Here is a 13,057-nt window from a genome sequence, read left to right as displayed (position 1 = left end):
TTTTATTTTTTATCTATAATATATTTTTCTTTAAACTCTAAATATCCTTTTTTTCGTAATTTACAAGATGGACAATCACCACAACCGTTAGCTTTTATTCCATTATAGCAAGTCAAAGTTTCTTCTTTAACTATATCAAGTACACCTAAATCATAAGCCATTTTCCAAGTCTGCGCCTTGTCAATCCACATTAAAGGGGTTTCAATGACAAAATCATAACCCATAGCTAGGTTAAGGGTTACGTTTAAGGATTTTATAAACACATCTCTGCAATCTGGATATCCACTAAAATCGCTTTGAGATACGCCTGTTATAATGTTATTTATTCCTCTTTGTTTTGCAAAGATGGCAACAAAAGTTAAGAATAATAAGTTTCTTCCATCAACAAAAGAATTTGGTACACTTCCTTTAGGAGCTTCTTTATCAACTTTCATATCACTGCGCGTTAATGAATTTGGTGCAAGTTGGTTTAATAGGCTTAGGTCTAAAACATGATACTCAATGCCATGTTTGTCGCATATGTTTTTGGCGCAATCAAGTTCTAATATATGTTTTTGATTATAATCAAAAGATACAGCTATAACCTCTTTATATTTTGCGAGCGCCCAGAACAGACAAGTTGTGCTATCTTGTCCGCCACTGAATACTACTATTGCTTTTTCTTTGTTCATAAATTAAACACCTCCATTTATTTGGTAAAAAGTCCTTATTTAGTATAGAGCTTTTATTTACTATAGAGCATCATTAATTTATTATTTAATATTACATCAGTATTAAATCTTCCTCTATAGGTAGTTGACAATGTTTTAGTGCCTGGTTTCTTTATTCCACGAGTTGTCATGCAAGCATGTTCACCTTCTATGATAACCGCAATATCTGGAGAATCAGTTACTATTTGCATAATTTCTGCAATATCTGTTCCTATTCTTTCTTGAAGTTGAAGTCTGCGGCCCACCATATCAGCTATTCTTGCAATCTTGCTTAAGCCAATAATTTTTTTTGTTGGTACATACGCAACCGAGACTTTCATATTGTACATAAGCGCTAAATGATGTTCACAATAACTAAATATTTGAATGTCTTTCATTATTACTATATCAAGATTATCACCTTCAACTTCTAGGTCATCAACAAATGTAGTGTTAAACATTTGTGCAATTTCATCATTGCTATATAACATTCCAGAAAATACTTCTTCATACATTTTAGCTACGCGTGATGGGGTATCTTTAAGGCCTTCCCTTGTTGGGTCATCACCTAGAGCTATTAAAATTCCTTTTATATGTTCTTCAATTGCTTTTGTATCTATTGCCATAATGTTAAACACCTCTCTTATTTGGATCCCAGATAATTTTATGAAGTTGCATTTGAAGATTAACACCGTTCATTTTATTGTTCTTCATAAATTCTACCATAGTTTCTAAGCTAATTTGCCCAAATACTGGACTAATGTAGACATTCGTTTTAGATGAAAGCCCATATTTATCTATTATATATTTAGCCTTTTGCAAATCAATTATGCTTCCAGCAACAAATTTAACTGTATCTTTATAACTCATATACTCATAGTTATCTAAATTCATATTACTTTCCATATTACTTGAAGGTAACTTATAATCCAAAGTAAAGCTTGGTGGATTATCTATACTTAAAAATTTATTTACTAGTACACTACCATTAGTTTCAATCTCGACATGCAATAAACTATCTATTGACAATACTTCTAATAGTTCTCTAATGCCTTCTTGTAACAGAGGTTCTCCACCAGTAAGTGTTACATTTCTAATATCTGTAGATTTTATATACTGATATATATCATCAGACGACATAAGATCATAATTAACGTCTTTTTTGTTAGCCCAAGTGGTATCGCAGTAGCTACAATTTAAATTGCAGCCTGCGAATCTTATAAATACTACTAGTTGCCCTGATAAGGGACCCTCTCCGTTAACACTTATAAATTTTTCAACTACCTTAAATTTCACTTTAATGTGCCTCGCTTTCTTCATATGTAGCACTATTAGTAGGTGTTTCATAAACAGTAGTTGATCTTACGTTGTAACCTTTATCTTTCATTAATTTAAAGAAAAATGCTGAAAAGTTTTCTGCTGTTGTTCTAAAATCCACCATAATTATATTAAATCCATCTTCATTTAAACAATTTAAGGTTTTATCCCGCATGCTTCCTATTTCTACAATTAAGGCATGGTCGTAAAAATCCACCATAGCTTTAACATCCTTTTTTAAATCACCAAAATCTACTATCATGCCACTAAGTTGACCATTTTTAAGCAGTGTTTCGGATTGTACTTCAACTTCAACCTTCCACCTATGGCCATGAATATATGCACATTTTCCTTCATAACCAGAAAGAAAATGTGCGCTGTCAAAGCTGTGTTCTGATTTTAAAATATACATGTGTCACGCTCCCTTAAATTTTATGCTAATTTAATTAACACTTCTATAGAAATCATCATTAGTTTTTATATTATATAATTTTTTACAAATAAAAAAGGGCGCTATCCACCCCATTAACAAAAAAAGCTACCTAAAACGGTAGTTACGTCCTAGTTTTGTTTATAGACAGGATGGTTTAGAACTGTCTTATTAGGTTTTATTATAATTACTAATTTTACTATAAGTTATGATGTATGTCAAATGATAAGTGAATTTTAGGGAATTGCAGGAATAGTTTACTTTATACTAAAATTGTGTAATAATATGAAGTTGTAAAAGTTTATTTATTAATAAAATTTATGAATAAAAATTGATCATAAAATGTATATAAAATAAATATTGTAGTGAGGAGAAAAAATGAAGATAGGATTTGATCAAAAGAAATATTTAGAGGAGCAATCAAAGTTTATATTAGAAAGAGTTAATAATTATGATAAATTATATTTAGAATTTGGAGGTAAGCTTTTTAACGACCTCCATGCAAAAAGAGTTTTACCTGGATTTGATGAAAATGCAAAGATTAAGCTACTACATAAATTAAAAGAAAAAGTTGAGGTCATTATTTGCGTATATTCAGGAGATATTGAAAGAAATAAAATAAGAGGAGATTTTGGAATCACGTATGATGTTGATGTTTTAAGATTAATCGATGATTTACGTGAATATGAGCTTGATGTAAATAGTGTTGTGATTACCAGATATGATGGTCAACCAGCAACCACGATTTTTATAAATAAGCTAGAGCGTAGAGGTATAAAAGTATATAAACATAGGGCAACAAAAGGGTATCCTACAGATGTGGATGCAATTGTAAGTGATGAAGGGTATGGTGAAAATCCATATATCACAACAACAAAATCTATTGTTGTTGTAACAGCACCAGGACCAGGAAGTGGAAAACTTGCTACTTGTCTTAGTCAACTTTATCATGAACATAAGCAGGGCAGAGCAGCTGGTTATTCAAAGTTTGAAACTTTCCCAGTATGGAATATTCCATTAAAGCATCCTCTAAATATAGCATATGAGGCTGCAACAGCAGATCTTAACGATATAAATATGTTGGATTCATTCCATTTTGATGCTTATAATAAGATATCTGTAAACTATAATCGTGATATTGAAACATTTCCTGTACTTAGGAGAATTATAGAAAGAATAACTAAGGAAGAAGCTATTTATAAATCTCCAACAGATATGGGTGTTAATAGAGTAGGTTTTGGTATTATAGATGATGATGTTATTAAAGAAGCTTCTAGGCAAGAGATAATAAGAAGGTATTTTAAAACAGGATGTGAGTATAAAAAAGGCTACATAGATAAAGAAACTTTTAATAGGGTAAAACTTCTTATGGAGGAACTTAATTTAAAACAGCAAGATAGGAAAGTTGTTATCCCTGCAAGAGAACGTTCAGTAGCCTTAAAGCAATGTTCTAGTAAAAATGAAAATTGCCCGACCTTAGCGATAGAACTTGAAGATGGAACAATATTAACTAGTAAAAGCTCAGATATAATGGATGCAACAGCTGCTATAATTTTAAATGCTGTTAAATATTTTGCAAATATAGATGACGAAATTCATCTTATTTCTCCAGTCATACTTGAACCAATAATAAAACTAAAATCACAAACGTTAGGTAGTAAGAAACCAGCTTTAGATTGTGAAAATGTGCTAATTGCTCTTAGTATATGTGCCGCTACAAATCCAATAGCAAAGGTAGCTATGGATAAGTTAATAATGCTAAAAGGGTGCCAAGCTCACTCAACTACAATTATAAGTACGAATGACGAACAAACTTTTAGAAAACTTGGTATAGATATTACTTGTGATGCAGAATATGCAACTGAAAGTCTTTACTATAATAATTAATTATTAGAAATTTTACAAAAAACAAATAAAATGAAAGCCCAATCTATAAAATGATAGATTGGGCTTTCATGATTATAAAGAAGGAAGACTTATAAAAACGTACTGCCGTAATAACAACAACCAATGGCACCATTGAATTGTGGCTCCTTTATTGCAACTATTTCATCATAATCTTTTTCAAGAAAATATTTTATTGCGTAATTGTTAGCAACTCCACCAGTTAAAACTAATTTTTTACCTTTGAATTTGCACAGTAGTGGTTGAAGTCTTTTGTATAGAGAGTAGTTAACACTAGCACATAAGCTTTCTATACTTACTCCTTCAGCAATTTTACCAATTAGCTCCGACTCAGAAAAAACTGCGCAGGTTGAGTTAAGTTCAATAGGGTTTTCATGATGTCTGCTCATATCATCAAGGGATACTTCAAGCACATTTGCCATATTCTCTAAATATCTACCACATGAAGCAGCGCATTTCTCATTAAGTTCTAGGTCTGTTGTGATTCCTTTTTCCACTTTAACAACCTTAACATCTTGACCGCCTACATCTAAAAGTATGAAATCTTTTAAATCTGTTTGATAAAAGCCTCCATACACATGAGCTTTTATCTCGTTTATTGGAGAAAAAAGTGATAAATCAGTGTTGTTTTTACCATATCCTGTAGACACAGCTTTATCAACTTGATTAATATCAAGTTTGTCTAAATCAACGACTATCTTACCATCATAGTTACAGTAATTCCTGTAAAAGCTCATGGTACTCACTTTCTTTTTTTGTATTATTTTATTATCTTCCATTAAAACTATTTTAACTTCACGACTTCCAAGGTCAATACCTAAGACTCGCATGTTTTGGCCTCCTTTAAGTCTAATAACATATCGAGATAGGCCTCTAACCTAAGTTTTGTTCTTGCATCTAAAATATTCAATTTGTCACCTTCAATATTTAATATTGGGATATCAAGTTTTTCTTTTAAAACAATGTCAGCCACGGCCCTATAACAAAATGCTTGAGTGTAATGAATTATACCATCGAGTTTTCGCTCTTTAATTTGTTTTTTTAATTCTTTAATTCTAAATGCAGTATCATAAGGATAAGTGTAGTCATAATATTGCTGATAAATGTTTAGAGCTTTATCAGCTCTTGGAAAAGCAAATTCTCTTTGAACTTCATTGTATACAAAATTTGCATTAAGATTTTCAACGAATTCATATATGTCGCATGTCATAGGAGGTACACCTATATATCCAAGTCTAAGTTTTCTATTTATCGGTTCTCTATTTTTTATGTCTTTAATAACTTTTTCAAGGTCAACTTCAAAGGCAGCTAAATCTCCATTAAAATCACTGGAACTTACTTGATATAAATGATTTTCAAAGCCTGTAGCTTTATTATGTATATAGGTTAATTCATCAATTTCTTTAGTCAGTGCACGGGTTTTATTTAAATTTTTTCTAACTATTTCAACTTCTTCGTGTGTTACATTAAAAACATTCATAAACTTATTGATTTCGTGTTCTACATCCTGGGATTTATGGGAGTGCGGAAAAGAAAATGGATAAACTTTTATTCCTCTGAGTTCAAGTACTTCAATGAGAACTTTTGTATTAGAACATTCACCTTCAACTACTCCAACTATTTCTTTAATTCCGTTTTGCAAACATGCTCCGTAAATTCCTTTTATCCAAGTGCATAAGCTTCTTGGAAAACCGTCTCTTTCTGCAATATCAATATATTTCAGATAGTCACTTGAGGTTATAAAAATATTATTTAAATCTACAGGGGTATAACCTGCAGCAATGAGAACCTCTACTGGCACAGTAGTTGTTAATCCGATTTTTGACATTGTAAGTCCTCCTAAAAAAATAAAAAAGGGCGTAAAACGCCCTTAACGTCCTAGTTTTGTTTATAGACAGGATGGTTTAGAACTGTCTTATTTAAGTTTTATATTCATAAAGTTTACTATATGGTACTTGATATGTCAAATATTAAAATGGTATATTAACTATTATATTATTTATTTTTATGTGACATTTTTAGTAAATCCTTCATTTTTAGACGGCTGCCATAATGAAGGATAGCAGCAGAGTATATTTTTATGGATATCCAAGCTATGGATGTTATTGTTATTAATAAAGAGAAGACAGAAGCAACAATCTGCCAAGCAGGAACATCTGTAGCTAAAATTCTAGAAGGCATGGAAAAAGGTGCTGAAAATGGGATGATAGATGATACTATGGCTACAGTCGCATTTGGTACTGTAAGTGAAAAGTATCCCATATAGAATGCCACCATAGATATCATAGATATAGGCATAAGAGCTGAATTAACATCTTCGGCCTTACTAACAGTAGCACCAGCAACGGCATTCATCATAGCATACAGGGAATAACCTAATATAAAGTATAGTGCAATCATTACAATGCTAAAGGGGGTGAAATTAGAAAAATCAAGCACTTGACCGGCTATTTTAAAATTTTCAGGGAAAGTTAATTTAAATGTTAGTAGAGCTGTGCATACTACCATGACTAGTTGAATTAGTCCAAGTAGACCCATAGCAGCACTTTTCCCAAGAATTATTATTGATGGTTTTGTTGATGTTACAAGAAGTTCCATTACTCTTGAGGTTTTCTCAGAAGCTACAGACATAGCTACCCCATAACCATAATAATAAATCGAAAAGAAAAGTAATATACTTATAATCATACTTGATATATAGCCAATAGCTTTTCCTTTTCCTAGTTCTTGAGTGTTAAAGGATATATCACTTAACACCATTTTCGATATATTATCTGGTACATTAGATTCCGTTAATAAATCGGTTACAAAGTTGCTTTTGATAACTCGGCTTACTTCAGAAGGATCTAGCCCGTCACCAGCCTGTTTAACTATATAATTAAAGGTAGGCACTCCATTTTTCTCATCTAGAATTATAAGGGTATTATTTTTTTCGTTTTTTACTTTGTTTTTTAGGTTAACTATATTGACATCAGTTTCTGACTTGAATTTGTATTCTTTAAAAGCTGAACTAAGTTTATTTATATTTCCATCTAAAATATTTTTTGAATCGATTACAAAAATAAGGCCCTTATTTTCGCCTGATTTAGACCCTTGCTCCGATTTATTTGTATCGGCTTTATCAAAGCTTTTTATTATTGCCGGCATGCTAACAAGGGCAATGGTTAAAATAAGTGTAATTATAGTTGAAATAATAAACGATTTCTTTCTGGAATTTTCTTTAAATGTATATGCTAAAACAGTGAAAAATCCTTTCATTTTTATTCACCTACCTTTTCAATAAATATTTCATGGAGAGTTGGTTCACGAATTTCAAATTTATCTAGTCTTATTTTTAAAGCTATAATCTTTTCAAGAAGTCTGTATGCTTGTTGATCAGATTTAATTTTAAGCTCGTAACCAGTAGCATTTTTTGATATAAGTTTTATGTCATGCTCTTTTATAAGTACATCAATATCATCTTGAGTGTTCACAGTAAGATTTGTTCTTCCATAACTAGCTTTTATCTCCTTTAAATTACCGTTTAAAACAGTTTCTCCGTTTTTTAATATTACGAGATCTTGACAATAGTCTTCAATTGATTGCATGTGATGACTAGACATTATAATAAATTTCTCCTTTTCTATTAATTCATAAATAACACTTTTGAATAAATCAGCATTAACTGGATCGAGTCCACTTAGGGGTTCATCCATAACTATTAATTCAGGGTCGTGTATAAGTGCTGTTATTAATTGTATTTTTTGCTGATTACCTTTAGACAATTGTTCTGCTGTAGAGTTTAAGTATTCAGATACCTTTAGCCGATCAACCCAGTAGTTTATGACTTTTTTTACTGACTTACCGTCCATACCTCGCAGCTTTCCAAAATATGATAATTGATCGACTATCTTAGATTTAGGATATAATCCTCTCTCTTCAGGTAAATAACCGAATTTTACACTTTCTCTTGTAACAGGTTGACCATTCCACGAAATAGTTCCAGCATTTTTTTCGAGAATTCCTAGGATCATTCTTATCGTGGTGGTTTTTCCTGCTCCATTTGTCCCAAGTAAACCGAATACACCTGGCGTTTCGATTTTAAAGGAAAGGTTGTCTACAACGGTTTTTTTACCATATTTTTTTATTACGGATGATACAGTTAATGACACATTATTACCCCCTTAGATTCAATTTACTATTAGGATAACATAATTATCAAATATATTCAAAATTATACATGTAAAGAAATAGGAACTACTACAGAAATAATCTCTGTAGCAGTTCCCAGTTTATTAATATTATATTTAATCATATACAATTTAATTAACTTAATTTAGAATTTGCACCTTTAGGCGTCTAACACCAAAGCTAATAGCTTCTTGCTTTGTATCAAAAAAGCAATCTATATAATTTCCTTTTACACTAGAACCTTTATCAGCTGCGATAGCATTACCATAACCTTCAACATATAATCTTGTTCCAAGAGGAATTACAGATGGGTCTACAGCAATTGTACTAAAACCACTTGGATTCCGTACTGCTCTTGCTCCAGATGCTGTGTAGGTATTGTTTGGACCATTGAATGCATAATAAGCGGTTGCTTTTACATAAAGAGTTTTACCAGAAGAATTTGGAGCGGCTGTTATTGTACCTCTGTTTGGGGAAGCTTTTGAAGTTAACTTTACATTAACTGCTTTTGTAGTGCCTCCTCTTGATAAGGTTACAGCTGGCATAGTGCCTTGAACTATAATTTTATTCTTAGGCTCTTTAACTAATGTCTCTTTAACAACTTTTCTATTTACTTCTTTTCCATTCTCGTAGGTAATATCAGTAGTAATAGTTTTTTCACCCTTTATTCCATTTTGAGAAACATTGGTTTTAGATTTTAATATTTTTGAATCTTTCTTAATAACTGTTTTAAAATCTACAGGTTTTGATTGATTAATTGTTTCTTTTTTAACTCTAGTTATTGTAATGGACATGCCACTAGATAATTTGCTGTTTATTGATGGTGAAACCTTATCAAAGGTATTTATTGATATATTTTGTGAGGCAAGCAATAAAGATATATCTTTTTTAGAAGATTTTACATTAAGTTCCTTGTTGTCTACAAAGACTTTAAGATTTACAGCGCGGTTTATAGTTATAATATCGTTGTTATCTATTTTTGAATTTAAAGATTTATTTACTGTATCTTTTAAGTCTATATTTATATTGGATTTTTTTAATGCACTGCCAAAGGTTTTCTGATAAGTTACTAGTTTAGTGGGGTTACCATCTACAACTACTGTAATATCCTTTTTTATGAAACTCATAAAAACAGTTAAGCCTGTAATCGTTGTCACTGCCACGAGTCCTGCCACGATTTTTCTTCGGTTATCCGTTATAAATTTTACCATAATGATCATCTCCTATTTGAAATTTCAGTCTATGCACCTTCAAAAAAATAGATGATGTTAATCTAGTCTATTCTTTTGAAGGTGCCATATTACATATGTCGGATGCCCAAAGTCGGTATTCTTAATATCTAATGTAAGAATGCTCTCAATAGCTGTTTGAGAAGTAGGGGATAAATGTATATCAATACCAATTTATGGATTGACATTTTATTATAAGTATACTATAGCATGATTTATTGTAAGATGCAATTTTTTTGCTATATATTAACTTTAGATGCATGTTATAATTATTATAGGGAATACATTATTAACATGATTTAAATTAGATTTTAATAATTGAAATAATAATTTGGAGGTTAGATTTGAATTTAAAAGAGTTAAAAAATATAGTATTTAAATCATCTTCGAATATTATGAGAAGTGAAGGTGAAAAGAAATTTAATAGTGGATTAGTGTTTAAAATTAAAGGCAAAAATATAGATAACACATATCATATTTATGGACTCATAAAAGATAATAATAAATTAAAAGACTTTAGTACCCACATTAAAATAGATCTTTTAAAGAAAAAACTAGAAGGGTTAAACTGTTCCTGTGATGATTTTAAAGATGCTTCAAAGGAAGGTTATTTATTTATGTGTAGTCATTTAACTGCTACAGCATATAGTTTTTTTTATAGGGCTTCAAAGGATAATGGAGGGGTAGAAAAGAAGTCAACGCAGAGTTCAAAACCAGAGAACATTAAAGCTAATAATTTAAATAAGCATGAAGTTAATAGTGTCATAAAGATTGCTCGGAAAGTTTCAAAAGTTCCAACTTATTATGAAGTGCTACGTGGCGTAGGAATTGAAAAAACAAAAATCAATCCAGGAGAACTAAGAGCTTTTCTAACTAAGATCGATTATAAAAAAATTAAGTTCAGTTATGATACTTTTGAGTTCGAAGCTTCAATTATTCTAAAGGACTTACCAATTAAATTTACTTTGAAAACCAGAAATGAATATTTTGTTTTAACAACACATAAGCAGTTTCCAATATCACTAAACGATAATAATGATGTATATCTATTTAATTGGAAGCTTTATTTACCGTCAATAAGTCAGATTCAAAAATACACTCTTATATGTGAAAAGTTGAAAAATAATGGCGAAATTTTATATCAAAAGAGCATAGAAAACTATAACAAACTTATACCATTCTTAACTAGTATTTCAAAGGATATTAGCATAAGTGAAGAGATAATGTTGTTTGCATCAAATTATATGAAACCTGAATTTGAAATCTACGAGGCTTACAATAATATATATTGTGATATAAAAGTGAAGTATGGTTATAAAAAAATAAACATATTAACGAAAGATAAAAGCAAAGACAGTATATCCCGAGACTACAAAAGGGAAGAAAAAATACTTATGGAAATGGAGAAATATAGATTTATAAAAAGGGATGAAAGATTATTATTTATAGGTGGAGATGATGAATTATTCTCTATTTTAAGTAAAAGTGAGGACAATCTACACTCGCTTGGAAATGTTACATTTGGAAAAGGGTTTAGAGGCAGAAAGATATTTGATTATACTGCCATTGAAGCAGAAATTGTAGAAAGAGATGGATACTATGATTTTTCTTATGGGATACAAGACATTGAAAATACTGAATTAAATAGTGTAATATCAAATTTTAAGCAAAATAATAGGTTTTATAAAACTAAAAATAATAATTTCTTAGATTTTAAAGATGTGGATCTTAGAAATTTTCTTGGATTGATAGAAGCATTAAATATAAATGATAAGCAAGAATCTGGAATTTTACATATAGAAAAGAATAAGGCATTATATTTTAATGAAAAAATAAAAAGTAAAAGATTACAATTTATTAAAGGTTCTGAGATTCTAACAGATATAGAAAACACCTTATCTAATATAAGCAATATGGTTTTAAACATACCCGTGAACTTAAATGCTACACTAAGGGAATACCAAATCAATGGATTTAAGTGGCTTAAAACTTTAAATGAGTTAGGGTTTGGTGGAATACTAGCTGATGAAATGGGTCTTGGTAAAACTATTCAAACTATAGCTTTTCTCTTATCTGAAAAGAATAAAAAATCTATTATAATTTGCCCAACTTCACTTGTTTATAATTGGAAGGCAGAATTAGAAAGATTTGGTCCTAGTCTAAAGGTTGCTGTTGTGCATGGAAAAAAAACTGAAAGGCTTAATTTAGTTCATAACTTAAAGGAATATGATATAATACTAACGACATATGGAACTTTAAGGATGGATATAGAGTTATATGAAGATATTATTTTTGATTTTTGTATTATAGATGAAGCGCAGAATATAAAAAATTATTTAGCACTAAATACAAAGGTAATTAAAGAAGTTAAAGCAAAGGTAAGATTCGCTTTAACGGGAACTCCTATTGAAAATAATCTAACTGAAATTTGGTCCATCTTTGATTTTATAATTCCTGGCTATTTATATACAAGAGAGACCTTCGAATCGAAATTTGTCATAAATAGCGAAAATAATTTGAAAGAACTTAAATTACTAATTAAACCCTTCTTATTAAGAAGAACCAAAAAAGAAGTGCTTAAAGAATTGCCAGATAAAATAGAAAAGAAATTTTTAGTTGAGATGACACCAGTTCAAAAATTTGTATATAAATCTTATATTAAAATTGTCAGAGAAGAATTGAAAAATAAAAGTGATGGCAAAATAGAGATTTTTTCTTATTTAACAAAGCTAAGGCAAATTTGTTTAGATCCTTCACTTGTAATGGAGGAATACAAAGGTGGAAGTGGAAAGCTGAAAATTGCGACTGAACTTATACAAAACCATATTGAGAATGGGGGTAAGGTGTTATTATTTTCTCAATTTACGTCAGTTCTTAAGAACATAGGTAAGGATTTAAAAGGCAAAGGAATATCATACTTTTATTTAGATGGAAAAACAAAACCTAAGGATAGAGTTGAATTAGTAAATGAATTCAATAATGGGTCAGAGTCAAAAGTATTTTTAATATCGCTAAAGGCTGGTGGTACAGGACTTAATTTAACATCAGCAAATTTAGTTATTCATTTTGATCCATGGTGGAATCCAGCAGTAGAGGATCAAGCAACAGATAGGGCTCATAGGATTGGTCAAAGAAACGTAGTAGAGGTAATTAAACTAGTTGCTAAGGGAACTATAGAAGAAAAAATAATTTTACTTCAAGAAAATAAAAAACATTTAATAAATAGCATAATTACAGGGGAACTTATGAGTAGTGATGCTTTAGGTAAACTTACAAAGGAAGAACTTATAGAGATTTTTAGTTTTTAGAATGATATA

11 protein-coding genes are annotated in these 13,057 nt (G+C 30.3%); 2 read left to right on the top strand and 9 right to left on the bottom strand.

From position 1 onward, the window contains the following. Positions 1–2: 2 nt before the first annotated feature. Genes queC through queD form a run of 4 tightly spaced genes read right to left on the bottom strand, consistent with a single transcriptional unit; the run spans position 3 to position 2,418 of the window. A complete protein-coding gene (queC, locus tag KPL55_RS15180) occupies positions 3–671 on the bottom strand; it encodes a 7-cyano-7-deazaguanine synthase QueC (RefSeq protein ID WP_216307588.1) in 669 nt (222 codons plus the stop codon). A gap of 53 nt (positions 672–724) precedes the next feature. Then, a complete protein-coding gene (gene folE, locus KPL55_RS15175; RefSeq protein ID WP_216307587.1) occupies positions 725–1,315 on the bottom strand; it encodes a GTP cyclohydrolase I in 591 nt (196 codons plus the stop codon). A gap of 4 nt (positions 1,316–1,319) precedes the next feature. Beyond that, entirely contained in the window at positions 1,320–1,985 is a 666-nt protein-coding gene (gene queE, locus KPL55_RS15170; RefSeq protein WP_216307612.1) for a putative 7-carboxy-7-deazaguanine synthase QueE, read from the bottom strand. Between the two features lies 1 nt (position 1,986). Continuing rightward, positions 1,987–2,418, bottom strand: coding sequence for a 6-carboxytetrahydropterin synthase QueD (queD, locus tag KPL55_RS15165; protein WP_216307586.1), 432 nt, complete (start codon positions 2,416–2,418; stop codon positions 1,987–1,989). A gap of 396 nt (positions 2,419–2,814) precedes the next feature. On the opposite strand from queD, the gene KPL55_RS15160 reads away from it, so the two are divergent. Continuing rightward, positions 2,815–4,323, top strand: a complete 1,509-nt coding sequence (locus KPL55_RS15160) for a DUF1846 domain-containing protein (RefSeq protein WP_216307585.1) — start codon at positions 2,815–2,817, stop codon at positions 4,321–4,323. An 89-nt stretch (positions 4,324–4,412) separates the two neighbouring features. On the opposite strand, the gene KPL55_RS15155 is transcribed toward KPL55_RS15160, so the two are convergent. The 5 genes from KPL55_RS15155 to KPL55_RS15135 form a co-directional block, all read right to left on the bottom strand. Next, entirely contained in the window at positions 4,413–5,171 is a 759-nt protein-coding gene (locus KPL55_RS15155; RefSeq protein ID WP_216307584.1) for an acyl-CoA dehydratase activase, read from the bottom strand. Then, positions 5,159–6,169 (bottom strand): 2-hydroxyacyl-CoA dehydratase family protein, encoded by a 1,011-nt coding sequence (locus tag KPL55_RS15150; RefSeq protein WP_216307583.1) that lies wholly within the window; start codon positions 6,167–6,169, stop codon positions 5,159–5,161. The genes KPL55_RS15155 and KPL55_RS15150 overlap by 13 nt, the downstream gene beginning before the upstream one ends. Positions 6,170–6,336: 167 nt before the next feature. After that, positions 6,337–7,599, bottom strand: a complete 1,263-nt coding sequence (locus tag KPL55_RS15145; protein WP_216307582.1) for an ABC transporter permease — start codon at positions 7,597–7,599, stop codon at positions 6,337–6,339. 2 nt (positions 7,600–7,601) lie between these two features. Continuing rightward, positions 7,602–8,492, bottom strand: coding sequence for an ABC transporter ATP-binding protein (locus tag KPL55_RS15140; RefSeq protein WP_216307581.1), 891 nt, complete (start codon positions 8,490–8,492; stop codon positions 7,602–7,604). A 159-nt stretch (positions 8,493–8,651) separates the two neighbouring features. Continuing rightward, positions 8,652–9,722: a resuscitation-promoting factor gene (locus KPL55_RS15135; RefSeq protein WP_216307580.1), complete on the bottom strand. Its 1,071-nt coding sequence runs from the start codon at positions 9,720–9,722 to the stop codon at positions 8,652–8,654. 362 nt (positions 9,723–10,084) lie between these two features. Here KPL55_RS15135 and KPL55_RS15130 point away from each other — a divergent pair, with 362 nt between their 5' ends. Then, positions 10,085–13,048: a DEAD/DEAH box helicase gene (locus KPL55_RS15130; protein WP_216307579.1), complete on the top strand. Its 2,964-nt coding sequence runs from the start codon at positions 10,085–10,087 to the stop codon at positions 13,046–13,048. The last annotated feature ends 9 nt before the right edge of the window (positions 13,049–13,057 follow it).

Origin of the sequence: Clostridium lacusfryxellense (assembly GCF_018861735.1) — a bacterium.
GTDB lineage: Bacteria > Bacillota > Clostridia > Clostridiales > Clostridiaceae > Clostridium_AD > Clostridium_AD lacusfryxellense.
The sequence above is the reverse complement of the archived record's forward strand: the minus strand, read 5'-3'. Positions and strand labels throughout refer to the sequence as shown.